General features: G+C 64.1%; 18 protein-coding genes. 9 read left to right on the forward strand and 9 right to left on the reverse strand.

Annotation, left to right across the window (positions count from 1 at the left end):
- Window positions 1-7: 7 nt before the first annotated feature.
- The gene (locus tag IWY39_RS18660; protein WP_181316745.1) at window positions 8-958 is read left to right on the forward strand and encodes an NAD-dependent epimerase/dehydratase family protein; all 951 of its coding nucleotides are present in this window, start codon (window positions 8-10) and stop codon (window positions 956-958) included.
- 21 nt (window positions 959-979) lie between these two features.
- On the opposite strand, the gene IWY39_RS18665 is transcribed toward IWY39_RS18660, so the two are convergent.
- From IWY39_RS18665 to IWY39_RS18675, 3 genes are read right to left on the reverse strand one after another with little or no spacing between them, the layout of a single operon-like run.
- On the reverse strand, window positions 980-2650 hold the full coding sequence (locus IWY39_RS18665) for a GMC family oxidoreductase (protein WP_107124841.1): 1671 nt from the start codon (window positions 2648-2650) through the stop codon (window positions 980-982).
- 21 nt (window positions 2651-2671) lie between these two features.
- On the reverse strand, window positions 2672-3382 hold the full coding sequence (locus IWY39_RS18670) for an SDR family oxidoreductase (protein ID WP_107124840.1): 711 nt from the start codon (window positions 3380-3382) through the stop codon (window positions 2672-2674).
- Between the two features lie 25 nt (window positions 3383-3407).
- Window positions 3408-4511: a hypothetical protein gene (locus IWY39_RS18675; RefSeq protein ID WP_107124839.1), complete on the reverse strand. Its 1104-nt coding sequence runs from the start codon at window positions 4509-4511 to the stop codon at window positions 3408-3410.
- Window positions 4512-4674: 163 nt separating this feature from the next.
- On the opposite strand from IWY39_RS18675, the gene IWY39_RS18680 reads away from it, so the two are divergent.
- The 3 genes from IWY39_RS18680 to IWY39_RS18690 are packed head-to-tail and all read left to right on the forward strand — an operon-like array spanning window position 4675 to window position 8418.
- Window positions 4675-5943, forward strand: a complete 1269-nt coding sequence (locus IWY39_RS18680) for a metal-dependent hydrolase family protein (protein ID WP_107124838.1) — start codon at window positions 4675-4677, stop codon at window positions 5941-5943.
- Between the two features lie 13 nt (window positions 5944-5956).
- Window positions 5957-7648 (forward strand): FAD-binding protein, encoded by a 1692-nt coding sequence (locus IWY39_RS18685; protein ID WP_196871677.1) that lies wholly within the window; start codon window positions 5957-5959, stop codon window positions 7646-7648.
- A complete protein-coding gene (locus IWY39_RS18690; protein WP_107124836.1) occupies window positions 7645-8418 on the forward strand; it encodes an SDR family NAD(P)-dependent oxidoreductase in 774 nt (257 codons plus the stop codon). The genes IWY39_RS18685 and IWY39_RS18690 overlap by 4 nt, the downstream gene beginning before the upstream one ends.
- Before the next feature lie 4 nt (window positions 8419-8422).
- Here IWY39_RS18690 and IWY39_RS18695 read toward each other — a convergent pair whose 3' ends face one another.
- On the reverse strand, window positions 8423-9034 hold the full coding sequence (locus IWY39_RS18695; protein WP_107124835.1) for a nuclear transport factor 2 family protein: 612 nt from the start codon (window positions 9032-9034) through the stop codon (window positions 8423-8425).
- A 31-nt stretch (window positions 9035-9065) separates the two neighbouring features.
- Window positions 9066-10439, reverse strand: a complete 1374-nt coding sequence (locus tag IWY39_RS18700; RefSeq protein WP_107124834.1) for an aromatic ring-hydroxylating oxygenase subunit alpha — start codon at window positions 10437-10439, stop codon at window positions 9066-9068.
- A 185-nt stretch (window positions 10440-10624) separates the two neighbouring features.
- On the opposite strand from IWY39_RS18700, the gene IWY39_RS18705 reads away from it, so the two are divergent.
- Both IWY39_RS18705 and IWY39_RS18710 read left to right on the forward strand, forming a co-directional pair.
- Window positions 10625-11257, forward strand: coding sequence for a TetR/AcrR family transcriptional regulator (locus IWY39_RS18705; protein ID WP_107124833.1), 633 nt, complete (start codon window positions 10625-10627; stop codon window positions 11255-11257).
- 57 nt (window positions 11258-11314) lie between these two features.
- Window positions 11315-12556, forward strand: a complete 1242-nt coding sequence (locus tag IWY39_RS18710; RefSeq protein WP_107124832.1) for a cytochrome P450 — start codon at window positions 11315-11317, stop codon at window positions 12554-12556.
- A 52-nt stretch (window positions 12557-12608) separates the two neighbouring features.
- Here the strand turns inward: IWY39_RS18710 and IWY39_RS18715 are convergent, their stop codons facing one another.
- Entirely contained in the window at window positions 12609-13421 is an 813-nt protein-coding gene (locus IWY39_RS18715; RefSeq protein WP_107124831.1) for an NAD(P)-dependent oxidoreductase, read from the reverse strand.
- 5 nt (window positions 13422-13426) lie between these two features.
- Window positions 13427-14239, reverse strand: coding sequence for an SDR family NAD(P)-dependent oxidoreductase (locus tag IWY39_RS18720; protein WP_107124830.1), 813 nt, complete (start codon window positions 14237-14239; stop codon window positions 13427-13429).
- Window positions 14240-14387: 148 nt separating this feature from the next.
- Between IWY39_RS18720 and IWY39_RS18725 the strand changes: the two genes are divergently transcribed.
- Complete coding sequence (locus IWY39_RS18725) at window positions 14388-15365, forward strand: NAD(P)H-dependent flavin oxidoreductase (RefSeq protein ID WP_107124829.1); 978 nt, start codon at window positions 14388-14390, stop codon at window positions 15363-15365.
- A gap of 31 nt (window positions 15366-15396) precedes the next feature.
- Here the strand turns inward: IWY39_RS18725 and IWY39_RS18730 are convergent, their stop codons facing one another.
- Together IWY39_RS18730 and IWY39_RS18735 are read right to left on the reverse strand one after the other, a co-directional pair.
- On the reverse strand, window positions 15397-15813 hold the full coding sequence (locus tag IWY39_RS18730) for a carboxymuconolactone decarboxylase family protein (RefSeq protein ID WP_107124828.1): 417 nt from the start codon (window positions 15811-15813) through the stop codon (window positions 15397-15399).
- A 41-nt stretch (window positions 15814-15854) separates the two neighbouring features.
- Window positions 15855-17087 (reverse strand): MFS transporter, encoded by a 1233-nt coding sequence (locus IWY39_RS18735; RefSeq protein WP_107124827.1) that lies wholly within the window; start codon window positions 17085-17087, stop codon window positions 15855-15857.
- Window positions 17088-17285: 198 nt separating this feature from the next.
- On the opposite strand from IWY39_RS18735, the gene IWY39_RS18740 reads away from it, so the two are divergent.
- Both IWY39_RS18740 and IWY39_RS18745 read left to right on the forward strand, forming a co-directional pair.
- Entirely contained in the window at window positions 17286-18185 is a 900-nt protein-coding gene (locus tag IWY39_RS18740; protein ID WP_181316741.1) for an acyl-CoA thioesterase, read from the forward strand.
- 158 nt (window positions 18186-18343) lie between these two features.
- A complete protein-coding gene (locus IWY39_RS18745) occupies window positions 18344-19249 on the forward strand; it encodes an NADP-dependent oxidoreductase (protein ID WP_107124825.1) in 906 nt (301 codons plus the stop codon).
- The last annotated feature ends 48 nt before the right edge of the window (window positions 19250-19297 follow it).

Here is a 19297-nt window from a genome sequence, read left to right on the forward strand (position 1 = left end):
ACCGGCCATGCTGAACGGACAGAAGATATTGGTGACTGGTGTGGGCGGCGCGGTGGCGACCCCGCTCGCCGCCTTCCTCGCAAGGAATAATGAAGTCTGGGGCGCGGCCCGCTTCGGCGATCCGTCCCGCCGCGAAAAGGTCGAGGCTGCGGGCATCCGCGCGGTGGCGATCGATCTGGCGGGTGATGATCTGTCGACGCTGCCCACCGACTTCACCCATGTCCTGCATCTCGCCTGGATACGCTGCACCCCCGGTGACTTCGCAATGGCCGCGCGCGTCAATTCGCAGGCCGCGGGCCGGGTGATCCAGCATTGCCGCAGCGCCTGCGGCATATTGATCACCTCCTCGACGGGCGTCTACAGCCCCCATCCCGATCCATATTTCCGCTATCGCGAGGATCATTATCTGGGGCGCGGTTGCACCGACGAATTTCTCGCCGCTAATGCGACAGTGCGGCTGTATAACCCAACCAGCTCAGCAGCCAAGATCGCGACCGAAGCCGTGGCGCGCTTTGCCGCACGATCGCTCGACGTGCCGCTGACCATCGCGCGCCTGAACAGCGTCTATGGCACCGCCGACATGTTCCCGGCGCGCTATATCAAGGAAGTGCTGGCCGGCCAGACCATCATTTTCCCCAATGATCCCTGCCCGCACACACCCGTCCATATCGACGACATGTGCGCGCATGTCGCACCGCTGCTCGCCGCGGCGTCGGTCGATGCCACGACCGTCAACTGGTGCGGCGATGAAGTCGTCGATTATCAGGATTATGCCCGGCTCGCCGCGCAATGGGCCGGGGTCGCGGCGAAGCTCGACGTCCTCCCCCTGCCCGGCTACCCGCCCGGCAATGTTTCGGACAACAGCCTGCGCCTGTCGCTGACCGGGCCATGCCGCCAGCCTTTCCGGACGGCTTATCGCACCATGTATGACGCGGTGGCGGCGCGCGGTTCAGCATGAATCTCACATGCGCCGCTGGCTTCATCCGCCGGGCGTGACGCGCACCATGTCCGCGAGCTTTTCGCCGATCATGATACAGGCGGCATTCGTGTTCGCCGACACCAGACGCGGCATGATCGACGCATCGGCGACGCGCAGCCCCTCCACGCCCCGCACGCGCAGCTCCGGATCAACGACGCTGTCGGCGTCGGCGCCCATGCGGCAGGTGCCGACCGGATGATAAGCGGTGAAACCCGTGCCGCGCGCCCAATCCAGCAGGGCTTCGCCATCTTCATCGGCGATGCGGCGCAGCGGCCCCAGCTCATTCTGTACGATGGCCGCGAGACTGGGCTGCTTCAGCAGGTGCCGGATCGCGCGGATCTGGCTGATCATCGAAAGCCGGTCGGCCTCGGCATCCAGATAATTGGGCGCGATGCGCGGATGTTCACGCGCTTCGCCGCTGCGAATATGGATCGACCCGCGCGACTGCGGCCGCATGATGTAGCCGCCGATGGTGAGGCCGGGCTTGGTTTCCAATACCGTGCGTCCACGCGCCAAGGTGGCGGCCATATCCACGCTTGCCGCCGTGCAGAAGAGCTGCACGTCCGGCAGATCAAGTTCCGGCCGCGACCGCATATAGCCGGTGGCGACCCCGGCAGAGCTCGCCAACAGCCCGCGTCGCGACAGGGCGAAGCGCAACATCTGGCCGGCAAGCGGAAGGCCGTGCGAAAGCCGGTTCACGCTGGCGGCACCGGGTTTCAGTCGGCTGGTGATGGCGATGTTGAGATGATCCTGCAGATTCTCGCCCACAGCGGGCAGAGCGGCCACCACATCGATGCCATGAGCGGCCAGCAGCGTCGGATCACCGATCCCCGACAGCTCCAGAAGCTGCGGCGAATTGATCGCGCCGCCACACAATATCACTTCGCGCCGCGCCCGCGCCCGACGGCGCTCACCGTTCCGCATATATTCCACCCCGACGGCACGGCGTCCTTCGAACAGGATCCGCGTGGCGAGCGCGCCGGTCTCGATTTCCAGATTGGCGCGATTGCGTGCCGGGTTCAGGAAAGCGGTGGCTGTCGAATGGCGCAATCCGCGTGACGTGGTCTGCTGCGTGTAGCAGACCCCCTCCTGATCCGCTCCGTTGATATTGTCGGTCGGCGCCATGCCGGCTTCCCCGCAGGCATCGATAAAAGCGTCGATCGTCGAATAGCGTTCGGGAAAATCGGCGATGGACAGCGGACCGCCGCCGCCCTGCCACGCCGTTTCGCCGCGCTGGGCACGCTCGTTGCGCCGGAAGAGCGGCAGGACATCGGACCAGCCCCATCCCACGCAACCGAGCTGCCGCCAACCGTCATAGTCGCTTGGCAACCCCCGGACATACATCAACCCGTTGATCGCCGACGAACCGCCAAGAACCTTGCCGCGCGAGAAATTATGGCGTCGTCCGGCAGTCCCCGGATCGGGTTCCGTCACATAATTCCAGTTAACGGCGGGATCGCGCGCCAGGTTGGCGAAGCCGGCGGGAATATGGATGTTGATGTTCGAGAAGAATTGCCGGGGATTGTGCAGCGGACGATCGTCCCCGCCCGCCTCCAGCAGCAGCACGCGCACGCCCGTCGCGGCGCTCAGGCGGTTGGCGACGACGCAACCAGCCGATCCCGCACCCACCACGATATAATCGGCCACGCGGTCGCTGTCCTTGTCGAGCATCCATCGCTCCCTATATGATGTTCAGGCCAGCGAATATCCGCCATCAACGGTCAGCACCGTGCCGGTCAGCGTGGGATTGCGCATACAGAGCAGCACCGTCTCGGCAATCTCGCGGCTGGTGGTGATCCGACCGGAGGGCAGCCGAGCGGCGGCCTGCGCGAACATGGCGTCGCGCTGTTCGGCGGGCATCGCGGCCCAGAGCGGCGTATCGACATAGCCCGGCGATACCGCGTTCGCGCGGATCGGCGCGAGTTCGACCGCCAACCCCTTCGCCAGCGCCTCGACCGCGGCGTTGACGCAAGACGCTGCCAGATTGCCGGCTTGAGGCCGCGCCGCGAAAATGCCGGAAATGAAGGTCAGGCTCGCTTTGTCTGTCAGTCGAGCGTTGGCGGCTACAGACCAGGCGCCCCAGAATTTGCCGTCGAACCCCCGGCGCGCCTTCGTCTGCGAACGGCCACGGATCATGCCGGGGGCAGCGCCACCGGCACTGACAACGACATGATCCCAGGGTTGCGTCGTCGCAAGGACGGTGCGGCAGGCATCCTCGTCGGCGATGTCGAGCACCAGTGTTGCCAGCCCCGGCAGTTCTGCCTGTGCTGCCGCAAGACGATCTGCATTGCGGGATGCGATAACCACCTCTGCCCCCGCCGCCGCCGACAGGCGGGCGACCTCCAGACCGATGCCGGAGCTTCCGCCGATGACCAATATGCGGCTGTCCTTCAAGTCGTTCACGGCCCTGTCCTTTCATAGCGGATCGTCATGACAGCAAAGCCTTGGTTCCATGATCGATCATCGCCGCGGCGATGCGCGATCCGTTGGCGGTATTGACCGATTCCGTCTGGAAACGGACTTCGTTGATCACGAATATGAAATAGCCGTAGGCGAGCGCGCGGACATAAGCGAGCCAGGCCTCGTCGAAGCCGGGCGCGGCGACGCCTTCCTGCCGCAGCGCGCCGAGATAGGTTTCCAACAGGCCCGATTCCCAGCGCCGCCGGTCGGCGACATCGATCGAACAGCCGATATGATAGGCGATTTCCAGCGCCCAGTTCGACCGGGTGACCTGCATGTCCAGAAAGCCGGGTGCGCCGTCCTGTTCGACATAGAGATTGCCCAGATGCGTGTCGCCGTGGATCAGGCAGGTGTCGCTCACCGCGTCAATCTCGCCCAGGCGCCCCAGCGCATGTTCCATCCAGTCGCGATCGTGCAGCGTCACCGACACCGCCGCGCCGCGCGGCGAGGCCATATAATGATCCCACACATCGGGCTTCAGATAGCGTGCATTATAGACCGAGCTATGCGTGCTGAAACGATTGCGCACCCAGTCCCAGCGACCGCCGGGCGCGAATTCGGGCGAGTTCCAGCTTTGCGCATGATAGCGCGCCAGGTCGCGCAGCCGCCAGGCGCAGGCGTCATAGCTTTGCGGCCGCAGCGGGTTGCAGAAGATCACGTCGCGCGCGACCAGATCCTCCATTATCACGATCGACTGGTGGCTTGAGGGATCGCTCGCCGCAAAATAAGCGGCGGGCGTGCGCAAATCGGCCAATGGCTGCACGTCGCGATAATAGCGTATCTCATTGAGATACATCGGCGCCAGCATCGGACTATGCTCTTCAAAGCCGCCCTTGACGATCAGGCTCGACGGCACGCCTTCCGGGTTGGTCCCGGCGCGATAGTCGATTGCGACGCGGATCTTGGTCGAGGTTCCGAGCAGGACGTCGCGAATTTCGGCGCGCTCGACGACCAGGCCGGGATGCGTGCTGCCCAGCGCCCGTGTCAGCCATTCCGCCGTGATGTCCTGAGGCACCACCGGCAGCGGAAAAGCCGGCGACGGGTCGGCCGATAGTCGCGAATTTGCGTGCACTGATCCGCTTCCTCTCAAATCTGTTTATCGATTACATCTGTTATTCCGGCGCATCGCTTCATCGCCGCAAGCAAAAAGCGCATGATCGCCACTCATCGCATACCTGTGACCCGGCGCATCCCACCGCCCGCGGCAAGCCGGGGCGCGAGCGGAGGAGAGAGTGATGCGCACAAGGATTTTCAACGTCCGTCTGTGGGACGCGGAGCGGGCCGTGCCGACCCAAGGCAACGTCGTCATCTATGAAGGCCATATCGTTGCAGTGGGCGATGGAGGAAGCGGTCAGCCGGACGACGGCGCGGCGCAGGTCGATGGCGGCGGGGCGACGCTGATGCCGGGGCTCGTCGATGCGCACGGCCATCTGAGCTTTCCCGTCCCCGGTTCGCCGCGCGGGTCCGACAATCAGCCGCCCGAGGAAACCGTGCTCGCCACCGTCCTCAACGCCCGCGCGATGCTGGACGCGGGCTTCACTGGCGTGATCGGCGCGGGCTCGCCCAAGATGCGGGCGGAACTCGTCGTTCGCAACGAGATCGAGGCCGGCAATTTCCCCGGTCCCCGCATATTGGCGTCCACGCCGACGCTGACCGTGACCGGCGGCCTCAACGATAATCGCGAAATGCATCAGGACATCGCGCCGCCCGCGATCATCGTCGATGGCGTGGACGCATGTCGCCGCGCGGTCCGTATGGGCTTTCGCGAAGGCGTCGATGTGGTGAAGATCAATATTTCGGGCGACGATTTCTTCCCGCGTCCGGCGGGCCGCACCACCACCATGTCCGAAGCGGAAGTCGCCGCCATCGCCGAAACCGCCCATGCACTGGGCCTGCTGATCACCTGCCACACGCGCTCGGCGGAGGCGGTCAAATATGCCGTCCGTCATGGCGCGCATATCATCAACCATGCCGACTTCGCCGACGAGGAAGCGCTCAACCTACTGGAAGCTGCGCGCGATCGCCTGTTCGTCGCACCGACGATCGGCTTCCTGCGCCTGACCCAGGAGGAAGGGCCGCGCTTCCTGGGGCAGAAGATGGTCGACCGGATGCGGCTCGACGATTGCATGGCGCATAATATCCGCGTGCATCAGGCGCTTCGCCGCAGAGGCATAAGGCATGTCATCGGCGGCGATTATGGCGTCAAATGGATGCCCGCGGGAACGCAGGCGCGCGACATCGCCCTGTTCGTCGAACATTATGGCTATACGCCGACCGGGGCGCTGGCTTGCGCGACGCGCAACGGGGCCTTGGCGATGCGCGCCGCGCACGGGCAGGACGATACGCCCGACGGGCTGATCCGGGTCGGCGCGCGCGCGGACCTGATCCTGGTCGATGGCGATCCGACCCGCGACGTCGCTGTGCTGCAAAGGCGCGAAGCGATCACCGGTGTGATGTGCCGCGGCATCTTCCATCGCAATCCTCAACCCGCCGTTCATGGTTGAGGACCGACGCGCGGTGGAGGAACCAATCATATCCGGTCACGACTTTCTGATCGTCGGCAGCGGAGCGGCGTCGTTCGTCGCGGCGCTGCGCGCCCGATCGATGGGATTAAAGCCGCTGATCGTGGAAAAGCGCGACAAGGTCGGCGGCACCACAGGTTATTCCGGCGGCGTCCTGTGGGTGCCTAATAATCCGGTGATGCGCGAGGCGGGCATTGCGGATTCGCGGGAGAAAGCGGCGCGCTATCTCGATGCGCTGCTCGATCCACCGGGGCCGGGTTCGACGCTCGCAAAGCGGGCCGCCTTTCTCGATCATGGCCCGGAAATGGTGTCCTTCCTGCTCTCACAGGGGATGGAGCTGCGCCAGGCGGCGGGCTGGTCCGATTATCATGACGATCTGCCGGGCGGATCACAGCGCAGCCGGGGGCTATATGCGCCCCTCTTCGACCTCACTCGCCTCGGCGAATGGGGCGAGCGACTTTCGGTGCATGAAAAATACAAGCTCCCTACCAATTCGACAGATCTTGCCAAACTTGTGCTGGCCAAGCGCACTTGGCGCGGCCGGATGACGGCAATGCGGGTCGGCGCGCGCATGTTGCATGAAAAGCTGACCGGCAGCCGTCGCCGCGGGCTGGGCGCCGCGCTTCAGGGGCGGCTGCTGGACCTCGCGCTCAAGGCGGGCATCCCGATCATGATGGAAACCCGCCTGACCGCACTCGATATTCAGGACGGGCAAGTGGCCGGCATAGTTGCCGAGCAAGGTGGACGAACGATCCGTATCGCGTCCCGGCATGGTGTCCTGCTCAACGCCGGTGGCTTCGCCCGCAATCCGGAAATGCGCGCGCGTCACCAGCCAAAGCCGACGCCGCGCTGGACCAATGCCAATCCGGCCGACACCGGCGACGCGCTGAACGCGGCGATCGCTATCGGCGCGGCGACCTGCGGGATGGACCTGTCCTGGTACGCGCCGACTTCGACGATGCCGGACGGCAGCCTGCCGCCGGGCGCGCAATTGCCCTTCATGCACCATATCGACCTGGCGAAGCCGCATATCATCATGGTCGATCGCACGGGCCGGCGCTTTTCCAACGAGTCCGGTTCCTATCACGAAAATGGCAAGGCGATGTATCGCGCCGGGGCGGTGCCTTGCTTCGGGATTATGGATGCGCGCCATCGCAGCCGATATCCCTGGGGTTTCGCGATGCCCGGCATCACGCCCGCCGCCTGGCTGGAAAGCGGCTATATGAAAAGGGCCGACACGCTGGCCGAGTTAGCCATCATGCTCGGCATCGACCCGGATGGGCTGGCCGCCACGGTCGAACGCTTCAATCGTTTCGCGCAAACCGGCGTGGACGAGGATTTTCGGCGGGGCGCGCGGGCGTTCGACCGCTATCATGGCGATCCGACCTGTCGGCCCAATCCCTGTCTCGGCGCGATTGAACAAGGCCCATTTTACGGGGTGACGATGTTCCCCGGCGATCTGGGCACCAATGGCGGCCTGATCTCCGACGAGCATGGCCGCGTGCTGAAGGAAGGCGGCGACGTGATCGAAGGTCTTTACGCTGCCGGCAACATGACCCGGTCGGTGATGGCCACAAGCTATCCCGGTCCCGGCGGTACGATCGGCCCGGCTATGGTGTTTGGCGATCTGGCCGCGATCCATGCCGCCGGTCGCGCGTCCAGTCGCGATATGGAGGCGGTACGATGAGCGTCGCCGCCGCCCTGTCGGGGCAAGGCGCGATCGTGACCGGCGGCGGCGGCGCGATCGGGCGGGCGATCGCCAGAACTCTCGCCGGGGCAGGCGCGCATGTGCTTGCGGTGGACGCCGGCACCGGCGCGGCGGCCGAAACCTGCGCGATGCTGGAAGCGCGGCATGGCGGGCGCCATGACGGATTGGGGATCGACATCACCGCCGTGCAAGCCCCCGACCTGATTGTCGCACGGATGCAGCAGCTCAACGCCAGCTGCGACATATTGGTCAATTGCGCGGGGATCACAGGCGCATCGACCGAACTGGTGGACACCGACATCGCCGACTGGGACCGCGTCTATGCGGTCAATGTGCGCGCGCCTTTCCTGCTGATGCAACAGGTCGCACCGGGCATGATCGCGCGCAAGTCCGGTCGGATCGTCAATGTGACGTCCAGCTCCGCGCATCGCGCGCGGGGCGCGCGTGCGGCCTATGCCAGCTCAAAATCGGCGCTGATGCAATTGTCGCGCGTCGCGGCGGGCGAGCTTGGCCCCCACGGCATCACGGTCAATGCGGTCGCGCCAGGACTGACCCGGACGAACATGGTCACGACCCGCTTTACGGAGGAGGAAGTAGCGGCGCTGTTGACCGAAGGGCCAACCTCCAACCTGTTGCGCCGGCTGTCGGAACCGGAGGATATTGCCGCCTCGGTCCTGTTCCTGTGCCTGCCCTCCGGCCGACAGATCACGGCACAGACCCTGCATATAAGCGGCGGCGCGATACTCTGAACCGTCAATCGCGCCCGGTCAGATATTCCGGAGGCGGCGGATCGCCCGCTGCGGTCAGCCGTTCGATGCCCCGCTTGATGCCGATGCTCATAATCTCCCGATTACCCTTTTGCCACGTCGGCGAAAGAATGAAGGAATCGATCAGCCAACGGCCGCCGACGCGCCGCATACCGAATGTCTGGTAGCCGCCGACGGTGTAGAAATTGTCGCCTGACGCCACTGCCGCGACATGTTCGCCATAAAAGGTGGCGACCAGTTTGGCGCGATCACCCTCTATGGTGACCTGGGGATTGCTGAGCATCAGGAGCGTGCCTTCAAAGCCGGTTTCCTGAATCTTGACGTGCCACACATGCTCATCGGCCGACACAGGTCCGCGCGTCTTGCGACCGATGGCAGTGGTGTCGGTGTCGACCGTATCGTAGAAAATCGTCCGCATCTCTCTCCATTTACGCATGTCGAGATATTCGGCGAAGCGATAGGCGACCGTGGTGACAGCGTTGAAATCCTGCCAGCTGGGCTGCGCCGTGACAGGAACCGGAGGTGCGGCCGGCGCAGCATTCGCGCCGGAGCCGCAAACCACCATCAGCGCTGCAATGCAGCCGGTCTTCCATCGCATATTTCTCTCCTTTTGCTCATGAAAATCCCGCTCAGTCGAACAGCAGTTCGAGATAATGGCGATGGAAATTGGGAATTTCGGATTCCTGCAACGGGTTGGGCCGCGCGGCCTCGAATCCCATCGACTGCATCCCCTTTTGCACCTGTCCGAAATTGGCGAAATCCTGCGAGAGGATCAGGCCGAACCGCTCGACCGTGTCGATCGTCCAGTCGGGATAATATTCCCGCTCCAGCGGCGGCTCCTTGTCCGGCGCATAGCGCGCGAGGGACCAGATATCGAAGATGCAGCTATGCGGATCCTCGCCATTGGGCCGCGCACGATAGGCGATCGATCCGTCCCGCGTCGGCAGGAAGACGTGATTGGGAAAGATATGCCAGTTGGTGCCCAGCTCATAGCCCTGCTCGGCCGTCAGCGCCGGCCACCCTGCCCCTTCCGCCTCCGCCGCTTCGCGATGGAAGCGGCCCATTTCGGCCAGGATATGCTGCGTCGGCGCTTCGCCCGGCACCTCGTCGAGCAGCCGCCGCGTCGCCTCGGTCGAGCGCGGCGTGAACATGGCGCGCAGCGTTTCCTCCATATTGTCGAAATGCTTGATGATGCCGGGCCGCAGATCATTGGGCATCGGCTTTCCGGTCCGGCTGGATGGCGCGCCGACCGGGCGGCGGTCGACGGTGTAGCGATAGGTGCCGTGACGGCCATAGGCGCGGCTGCGCGTCTGGTCGTCGCCCGACGTTTCCAGAATTTGCGGGTGGGTCGCCGCGACATGATAGGCTTCGTTAAAGCCTTCCAGCGCGGTCTTCCAATTGCAGGGAAGAATGGTGGTCTTGTACCAGCGATAGCGCCAGTGGTGCATTTCCAGCGGGTCGATGATGGTCTTCGCCTCGCCCAGATAAGCGGCGAGCGGCTCGGCCGTCTCGTCCATGCAAATGAACACGAACCCACCCCAGCAATCGACCTGTACCCGCTTCAGCCGCAATTCCTGCTTGCCGAAGGCGGGGCAGCCCGCCCAGTCGCCCTCATCCTGGATATGGCGGGTCGCGCCGTCGATCTTCCATGTCCAGCCATGATAGCCGCACCGGAAAGCCGGCGCGTTGCCGTGCGGGCGATCCTCCAATATCCGGCCGCGATGCTGGCAGACATTATGGAAGGCGCGGATGCTCTCGTCGCGCTGGCGCACGACCAGGATCGATTGCCCGGCGACCTCATAGACGACGAAATCGCCCGGCTTTTTCAACTCCTCGACACGGCACGCGATCTGCCACAGACGCGGCCACAGCTTTTCACGCTCCAGCGCGACGAAGCGGGGCGAGATGAAACTCTCCTTGGGGACATAATCCTCCCGCACCTGGTCCGCTGGCGTCCCGGTCTTGCTGATTATCTGGCCCGGGCGATCGGCCACAGTCGACATCGTTCACACCTTCCCCATGCACAGGGCCATGTGCGGATCGGCCCCGATCTTCGTTCGTAATTTATACGCTTGCGGCCCGGGCGGAACGAGCCTGTCGCACGGAACATCTCTTGTGACGGTGGCGCGACGTGCATTTACCGCTTATCGCAAGGCGCAGCCGCGAGCGGCGCGAACATGAGGATGATATGACGGACAGCAGCACGGCTCCGACCGTGAAACGGCGGCGGAGGCCGCGCCGGAATGAAGCGGATCTGCGGAAGCTGATCCTTAATGCCGCGAAGGAGGAATTCCGGCTTCACGGCTATGAAGGCGCACGCACCAAAGCAATCGCCGACCGCGCGGCAGTGAGCGAGTCGCTGCTATTCCGCTATTTCGGGCCGAAGGCGGACCTTTTGGAGGCGGTGACATTGTCACCCTTCACCGCGCTCATCCAGAGTTTCTACGACCGGTACGGCTCATCGGGCAGCCTGGAAGACCATCGACGCAATACCCGGCTGTTCGTGGAAGAACTAACCCATTATCTGCGTGAAAACCGGATGCTCATAGCGCGCGCGCTGCAACCCGACGTGCGCGGCAAGGCCTCTGCCGGTGCGACCGTATTGCACGATTATTTCGTTCAGTCGGTGGGATTTGTTTCACGCCTGCAACCTTTATTCAAGCGTGGCGGTGACGCCGATATCGACCTTACCGTGCGGGTGGGTTTCGGCATGGTCGTTGCGTCCGTGCTCTTCTCCGACTGGCTGTTTGAGGAGGAACCCGATCCGCAGGCGCTCAACAAGGCGCTGGTCCATTATCTCGATCGGTCAGTCGTCCCATGACTTGCATCCTCTCCAATTCTTATATAGTGCCACTATATAAGAATTGGAGAGGTGAACATGAACGCGCAGTTACGCATCCGCGATTTTGACGAAGCGGGCTATGATCCGTTCTTGATGGATGCGCTGAGCTTTGGCACGCACGATGATCCCTATCCCTTCTATGCAGAGATGCGCAGCCAAGGCGCGGTGCATGAGGGCAGTTTCCGCACCCTGATGGGTCTAGGCGACAAGATTTTCGGAACGCGCCGGACCTTCACCGTGGTCGGCCATGCGGAAGTCGCCAAGGCGCTGGTCGATTCCGAGACTTTTTCCAACAAAGCCTATGAGGAAAATCTGGGCACATCGTTTGGCAAGACCATCACTGCGATGGATCCGCCCGAACATGTGCCGTGGCGACGCATCTTCCAGAAAATCTTCCTGCCCCAATATGTCTCGAAATGGGGGGACACGATCGTCGAGCCGGCGGTGCGCGAATTGATGGCGGCGTTCCTGCCGAGCGGACGCGCCGATCTGGTCAAGCAATTCACGCACCTATTCCCCTTCCACGTCATTTATCGCCAACTCGACCTGCCCGCGGCTGTCCGCGACACGTTTCAGCGGCTCGCGATCGGCCAGTCGGACTATGTGCGCCCCGAAAAGGCCGTCGAGGCCGGAGAGAAGCTGGGCGAATATTTTCGTGAACTGGTGGCGATGCGCCGGGCCAACCCTGGCGACGATCTGGTGTCGCTGCTCGCGCTGACGGAAGTCGAGAGCGAGCATTTGCCCGAAGATGTGCTGGTGTCCTTCCTCCGCCAGCTGATGAATGCGGCGGGAGACACAACCTATCGCGGCACCAGCGTGTTGCTGACCGCGCTTTTGGCCCATCCCGACCAGCTCGAGGCGGTGCGCGCCGATCGCGCGCTCATTCCGCAGGCGATCGAGGAAGCCTTGCGTTGGGACGGCCCGGTCGGCGTGATGCTTCGGATGGCGACGCGGGACGTCGAACTGGGTGGCGTCAACATCCCGGCCGGATCGTTGATCAACCTGCTGGGCGCGGCGGCGAACCGTGACCCGGCGGTCTGGCCCGATCCCGACCGTTTCGATATCTTCCGCGATCGCAAACCCCATTTCGCGTTCGCACGCGGGCCGCACATGTGCGTGGGCCAGCATCTTGCCCGGGTGGAAATGACCCGCGCGCTCAACGCCGTGCTCGACACGATGGCCGACATCCGACTGGACCCGGACATGCCGCCACCCCAATTGAAGGGCGGCTTCATGCGTGTGCCGGATCATATCCATGTGCGCTTCACACCCGCCTGACCCCACATAAGCGATGAGGGCCTTTTCGCACGTGACGAAAAGGCCCGATGCTTCAGGCTTGCGCGAGCTTTTTATGCTCGTGCAGATGGTCCCCCAATCGGCGGGCGAATTCGACCAGCATCGTCGCGGCTGGACTGGCTCCGGCCGCGATGTCGGCGAGATGATCGATATCCTTTCTAACGAGCGCCGAGTCAGCCAGCCGCTCCAAGCCCCCTCCCGCGATGTTGAGCATGTCGAACGCGGTGCTCTGGCCAGTGCCTGCCGACAAGATGCGCGAGGCCGCCGCGACATCGATCCCCAGTTCGCCTGCTAGAGCGATCGCCGCCGCGCCGCCCGCCGCATTGGCGAAGAACAAGCCGTTATTGATCAGCTTCATGCGCTGACCCGCGCCCACATCGCCCAGATGCTCAACGAGCTTGGCGAAGCTTTCAAGGATCGGCCGCACGGCATCGAAATCGGCGCGCCGCGCGCCGGCCAGAACGACCATCTCCCCCAGCTCGGCGCGATCGGGTCCGCCGCTGACCGGTGCGTCCACGACCGCAATGCCGCGCTTCGCCATTGTTTCAGCCAGTTCTATCACCGTTTCGGGCAAGACGGTGCTGTGGACGATCAGGATGCCGCCGGGCGGCATGGTTTCGGCAAGCTTCGCGGCAACACCCTTCACATCGTCATCGTTGCGGACACAGAGCGCGACAGTCGTGCATTGCCGCCCCATTTCCGCGACGGTGGCCGCCACGGCGGCTTGCGGCACCTGTGCGCACGCCTCAGCGCGCCGCGCCCATACCATCGTGGGAAATCGCGCCGCGATCCGGCGGGCGATGGGCGCGCCCTGGTTGCCCAGGCCGATGAAGCCGATCATGCTCATCCGTCTTACCTCCGCGCCGCCAGCCCGCCATCGACCGGGATACAGGCGCCCGAAACATAAGCGGAATCATCGCTGGCGAGGAAGAGCGCCACCTTGGCAATCTCATCGGGCGTGCCGATCCGCTGGAGCGGCACCCGCTCGACCAGAGTATCCATCGCGCTCGTCGCGGCATAGGTGGTCGAAACGCGCGTCAGCCGGGGCGTGTCGATAGCGCCGGGCGCGATGGCGTTCACGCGCACCCCCTGCGGCCCATAATCGAGCGCCATCGACTTGGTGAGCGCGATTTCGCCCGCCTTGGTCGCCATATAGGCGCCCTGATTTTCCGCGCCGCCAAGCCCCAGCGTGGAGGCGACATTGATGATCACCCCGCGCCGCTCGATGATGTGCGGCAGCGCATATTTGGAAAAGAGATAATAGCCGGTCAGGTTGATCGCCACCGTGCCCAGCCAATGATCCTCCGGCATGTCGCCGACGCGCTCGGGAATGGGATCGGTCGGCCGGTTCCGCGCCGCATTATTATAGAGGATGTCGATCCCGCCAAATTGCGCGACCGCCAGTGCAATCGCGGCGCGCACATCCTCGCCGCTCGATATGTCGCAGCGCGCCGGGAGCGCCTTGCCGCCCCCATCGGCGATCATCGCCGCCGTTTCCTCGGCCCCGGCAAGGTTGATGTCGCACAGCAGGATGCTGGCCCCTTCGCGCGCAAATTCGACCGAGACCGCCCGGCCCTGCCCCGATCCGGCACCGGTCACGATCGCTGATTTTCCCGCCAGTTTCATGCGCATCCATCCCATTGTTCCATTGATGGCGAACAGCATGGCGAGCCGGGGCTAAGAGCAAAAGCCGCCCGCGTGCAAAAGCATCCATGTGATGAGTCGCCATCGCCCGCTCCGGCGCTTGTGACGCAGTATGGGATGTGACACCGCCAATTGGCCGCATGGCGCGTGCAGACGGGGAATTTAGGATATGCTGTCGACCAGGGTTACGGAGATGCTGGGAATTCGCCACCCGATCGTGTGTGGCGGGATGATGTGGGTCGGCCGCGCCGAACTCGCCTCGGCCATCTCCAATGCCGGGGGTCTGGGAATGCTGACCGCGCTCGCGCAACCGACGCCCGACGCGCTGCGCGAAGAGATCGCGCGCTGCAAAAGCATGACCGACAAGCCTTTTGGTGTGAACCTGACCGTGCTGCCCAGCGTCGTGCCGCGTCCCTATGCGGAATATCGTCAGGCGATCATCGAAAGCGGCGTGAAGGTTGTCGAAACGGTCAGCAGCGACCCCAGGGAGCATTTCGCGGCTTTCAAGGCGGCCGGCATCACCATCATCCACAAATGCACCAGCGCGCGCCACGCCGTGACGGCGGAGCGTTTGGGCGCGGACATCATCTCGATCGACGGTTTTGAATGCGCCGGCCATCCCGGCGAAGACGATGTTCCCGGCCTCGTCCTGATCCCCGCGACGGTCGACAAGGTGAAGATTCCCGTGATCGCCAGCGGCGGCATCGGCGACGGGCGCGGTCTGGTTGCGGCGATGGCGCTGGGCGCCGAGGGCGTCAACATGGGCACACGCTTCTGCGCGACGCAGGAAGCGCCGATCCATCCCAATGTGAAGCAGCTGCTGGTGGAAAATAGCGAGCGCGACACGCACCTCATCTATCGCCAGTTCCGCAACACCGGCCGGGTCGCGCGCAACGCCGTATCGAACAAGGTGGCGGAGATATTGAAAGACCCGGACGCGAAATATGAACATGTCGCCGATCTGGTCAAAGGGCTGAAAAATCGCGAAGCGCTGGAAACAGGCGATGTCGATGCCGGCCTGATCTGGGGCGGACAGATTCAGGGGCTGATCCACGATATTCCCGATTGCCGGACCTTGCTGGACCGCATGATCGCCGACGCATCCCAGATCATCCGAAGCCGGCTGGGCAAGATAGCGGCCGCCTGACCCCTCTCTCACGCGGCCGGCCGGAAGAGCGTCAGAGCATCTTGCGCTCTTCCGGCGTCTGGGCATCGCCGCCGAGGCCGAATTCCCGCAGCGCTTCAAGCACCGGCCCGGTCGCCGACGCCACCGCCGGAAAGCCGCAATAGGGAATCGCCTGGATCAATATCTCCTCGATCTCCTGCGTGGTCAGGCCGTTGCGGATGCCGATGCGGATATGATTCTTGAGTTCGGGATAGCATTTCTGGGCGATCAGCGTGGAGATAACCACGATGCTGCGCTCACGCATCCCCAGACCTGGCCGTGACCAGACCGCGCCGAACGGGAAGTCCAGCGACAGTGCGGCGGACGCCGACATGAAATCCTCGCGCTCTGCGGCATCGCGCAAGCGACCCGCCGCTTCTTCGCCCATCATTTTGGTAAAGGTTTCAAACCCCTTTTCCCGATAGTCCATCGCGTCTCTCTCCTTCTTGAAAATTGCTTCCCCGCCCCCGCTCAGGCCGCAGTTTCCTTTGGATAGCGGCCCATCGCGAGATACATGAAGGCCGCCAGAGCGAAGGAAAGCGAGCAGCCGATCAGCGCCGGATCATAGCTGTGGTAAAGATCATAGACATGACCGATCAGGCTCGCGCCGAGCGCGACCGCGAGTGCGATGCCCAGCGTGGTGAGACCATAGATCGCTCCATAGTCGCGCAATCCGAAATAACGCGCGATCATGAAGGCGACGATATCGATCTCTGCCCCCTGCCCCACGCCGATCAGCAACACCGCGCCATAGAATAGGATCGGCGGCACGTCGGACTGAAGCAGGAACAGGCAGCCGATCGCCGGCAAGGCGTTCAGCACGAACGCGACCGCCGGCGCCCAGAAACGATCCACCAGCACACCGCTCAAAAGTGCGCCCGCCGCTGCGGCCAGACCCATCATCGACACCGCGCCGACCGCCAGACCGGCGCTCAGCCCCTTGTCCACCGCCAGCGGCTTCATCTGCGAGAGCAAGGTGACCACCGGCATATAGTTGAGCAACGCGGCGAGCGTGAGGACGCGGATCTTGGGTTCGCGCACCAGCAGCCGCCATCGACCCGTTCGTTGATCGGGCGCTGTGCCGGTCGCCGCCGGCGGCGTCCTGCCCGGAACCCATAGCAAAGTCAGCGGCAGCGCCACGAACAGCAAGAAAGCGGCGAGCAAAATATATCCGCCCGGCAGGCCGAAACGGTCCAGCACGGGATGAAGCAGCAGCGGCATGATCGCGCCCGAAATCGCCAGCCCCGCGCGCGCGATGGCGAGCGCCGATCCCCGGCTCTTTTCAAAAGAGCCGCTGATGATCCGCGTGAAGGTGATGCCGGTCGATGTGTAGCCGGTCGCCGAGAACAGGAAATAGGTGATATAATATTGGGTGAGCGATCCGGTCATTGTCGCGAAGGCGAGATACAGGGCGGCCGTCATGCACAGCCCGATCGTCAGCACCGTCCGCGCGCCGCGCCGGTCGACCAGAGCCCCGATGACCGGTGCGGCAAAGGCGGTGGCGATGCCGAAAGCGTGGACGAGGGCAATCTCTCCCCTGCTCCAGCCGAACGCCGCCTGAAGCGGCTCGATGAACAGGCTCGATACCGCCGACCAGAGCGAATAGCTGACCGCGCCGCCGACCAGGGCAGCGACGCCGGGCCGCCACGATTGTCGCCATTCACCGATGACGACGGATAGTTGCGAGGGTGCGTGCTGGCTCATGGCTGATCGACGACCATCATCGAGAATTTCCTTAGCTGGGGCGAGATGGTCTCGCGCGCGAAGGCGTGCCAGTCGAGAGGCGCGGGCGCTTATCACAACCCTGCTGAATGCGCGGGCGAATGTCCCCATCGGTTTGACAAGGGCTGCCGATGAATCGCTATGGATCGGTGCCGCGCAGTGCGTGGCGTGGACAGAGTGATGCGGGGCGATATGATGTCGGAGGATCGAGCGGTTCTTTCGGAAAAACTGATCAAGCTGATGACGCTGGAGCAGGTCGGCGAGAATGAGTTTCTCGGCGCGATGACCCCGCAGGAAAATTCGCTGGGCCGCGGCCGCGTCTATGGGGGTCTGGTCGTAGCGCAGGCGCTTGCTGCGGCGGAAGCGACCGCGCCGCATGATCGACCCGCCGCATCGCTGCATTGCCGGTTTCTTCGGGAGGGCGACGAAGCACGACGCATACGTTATCAGGTGACGCGCGACATGGACGGCGGCAGCGTGTCGCATCGCCGGGTTACAGCCGAGCAGGACGGGGTGACGATCCTCACTTTCTCCGCGATGCTGCATCGTCGCGGCGAAGGCGTGTCCCACCAGCCCGACATGCCGAATGTTCCGTCGCCCGAAAGTCTGCGGGCGGATTTTGCCCGCAGCGCCGACGCGCTGCCATTCGCGTTACGCCGCTATCTGAGCATCCCGCGTTTGGTCGAGATGGTGCCGGTCGATCATGCGATGCTGGACCATAAGGCCGAGAATATTCAGCCGTTCCGCGCATGGGTGCGGCCCTCCGTGCTGGCGGTCGATGACGTCCGCACCCGCCGCGCCATGCTCGCTTATGCCAGCGATTCCGCGCTGTTGCTGGCGGCAACGCTGCGTCACGGGCTGATTTCCTATCGCGACGAGATACGCGGGGCGAGCCTGGATCATGCGCTGTGGATTCATGACGATCCCGCAGCCGACGACTGGATGCTCTATGTCTCGGAATCGCCCTGGACCGGCCAGCAGCGGGGCCTCACGCGCGGCCATCTGTTCGCCCGCGACGGACGCCTGATCGCCAGCGCCGCGCAGGAAGGCTTGCTGAGGCTGATGACGCCTGCCGCCTGATCCCCCGCCTGATCAAGGTCATTTGTCCTGCAAAATGCAGATATGTGATCGCAGCGCTTCGGCGGGGCGACGCCATTGTCATTGCGCGCGGTCGGGGTCAAAATCCGCCCTTGTTCCACAATCATGTTCGCGAACAACGCGCGATGAGGAAAAGACGAATGCGGGCCGTTCAATTCAATCAATATGGCGGTCCCGACGTCCTGCAACTCGCCGAACGCGAGACGCCAGTCGCTGGTCCCGGTGAAATATTGATCAGGGTGGCGGCGATCGGCGTCAATCCCGCCGACTGCAAATGGCGTCAGGGCATGTTTGCGGAGCGTGTGCCGCTCAGCCTGCCGCATGTGCCGGGCTATGATGTCGCTGGCATCGTCGAAAGTTCGGACGCGGGCGATGTGCGCAGCGGTGACAGGGTCGCGGCCATGCTCCCTTCGCACCGTCAGGGCGCTTATGCCGAATGGGTGGTGGCCCCCGAAGCCAACTGCGCGATCCTTCCGCCCGATCTGGACCTGGCGGTCGCTGCCGCCCTGCCCACGGCGGGACTGACCGGCGTGCAGATGATCGAGGAGCAGCTGGACGTGCAGCCTGGCCAGACCATCCTGATCACCGGCGCGACGGGAGCGGTCGGGCGCTTCGCGCTCCACGCCGCCAAGGCGCGCGGCGCCAAGGTCGTGGCGGGGGTGCGCGAGGAGTATCGCGCCGAAGCGCTGGCGATGGGGGCCGATGCCGTTGCAGTGCTGGGCGAGGCATGGGCCGGCGAGACGTTCGATGCCGTGGCCGATACGGTCGGCGGTGCGATCGTCGCACCGCTTTGCCGGCATCTTCGGGCGGGCGGATTGATCCGCACCGTGTCCACCACCCCCATCCCCGTCGACGGCCTGCCCGCGACGCCGGTCTTCTTTCCGGTCCATGCCGACGCACCGCGCCTCGCGCAGCTCGCCAGTGACGTCGCGGCCGGTCATATGTCGGTGCCGGTCGCGATGCGACTGCCGCTGTCCGACGCCGCCCAAGCCCAGCAGCTGACCGAAACCGGCCGGCAACGGGGAAAGGTGGTGCTGGAGCCATGACCAATTCGCCGCAATTGCAAGAGTTCGCGCGGGAATAACTGTGTTGAC

Source organism: Sphingobium sp. JAI105 (assembly GCF_015752145.1).
In the GTDB taxonomy this organism is placed as follows: Bacteria; Pseudomonadota; Alphaproteobacteria; order Sphingomonadales; family Sphingomonadaceae; genus Sphingobium; species Sphingobium xenophagum.

What these genes read in the sequence shown, in the direction of transcription:
- IWY39_RS18660 (WP_181316745.1), top strand. Translation starts at nt 8, where the DNA reads ATGCTGAACGGACAGAAGATATTGGTGACTGGTGTGGGCGGCGCGGTG.
- IWY39_RS18665 (WP_107124841.1), bottom strand. Translation starts at nt 2,650, where the DNA reads ATGCTCGACAAGGACAGCGACCGCGTGGCCGATTATATCGTGGTGGGT.
- IWY39_RS18680 (WP_107124838.1), top strand. Translation starts at nt 4,675, where the DNA reads ATGCGCACAAGGATTTTCAACGTCCGTCTGTGGGACGCGGAGCGGGCC.
- IWY39_RS18690 (WP_107124836.1), top strand. Translation starts at nt 7,645, where the DNA reads ATGAGCGTCGCCGCCGCCCTGTCGGGGCAAGGCGCGATCGTGACCGGC.
- IWY39_RS18695 (WP_107124835.1), bottom strand. Translation starts at nt 9,034, where the DNA reads ATGCGATGGAAGACCGGCTGCATTGCAGCGCTGATGGTGGTTTGCGGC.
- IWY39_RS18700 (WP_107124834.1), bottom strand. Translation starts at nt 10,439, where the DNA reads ATGTCGACTGTGGCCGATCGCCCGGGCCAGATAATCAGCAAGACCGGG.
- IWY39_RS18705 (WP_107124833.1), top strand. Translation starts at nt 10,625, where the DNA reads ATGACGGACAGCAGCACGGCTCCGACCGTGAAACGGCGGCGGAGGCCG.
- IWY39_RS18710 (WP_107124832.1), top strand. Translation starts at nt 11,315, where the DNA reads ATGAACGCGCAGTTACGCATCCGCGATTTTGACGAAGCGGGCTATGAT.
- IWY39_RS18715 (WP_107124831.1), bottom strand. Translation starts at nt 13,421, where the DNA reads ATGAGCATGATCGGCTTCATCGGCCTGGGCAACCAGGGCGCGCCCATC.
- IWY39_RS18720 (WP_107124830.1), bottom strand. Translation starts at nt 14,239, where the DNA reads ATGCTGTTCGCCATCAATGGAACAATGGGATGGATGCGCATGAAACTG.
- IWY39_RS18725 (WP_107124829.1), top strand. Translation starts at nt 14,388, where the DNA reads ATGCTGTCGACCAGGGTTACGGAGATGCTGGGAATTCGCCACCCGATC.
- IWY39_RS18730 (WP_107124828.1), bottom strand. Translation starts at nt 15,813, where the DNA reads ATGGACTATCGGGAAAAGGGGTTTGAAACCTTTACCAAAATGATGGGC.
- IWY39_RS18735 (WP_107124827.1), bottom strand. Translation starts at nt 17,087, where the DNA reads ATGAGCCAGCACGCACCCTCGCAACTATCCGTCGTCATCGGTGAATGG.
- IWY39_RS18740 (WP_181316741.1), top strand. Translation starts at nt 17,286, where the DNA reads ATGCGGGGCGATATGATGTCGGAGGATCGAGCGGTTCTTTCGGAAAAA.
- IWY39_RS18745 (WP_107124825.1), top strand. Translation starts at nt 18,344, where the DNA reads ATGCGGGCCGTTCAATTCAATCAATATGGCGGTCCCGACGTCCTGCAA.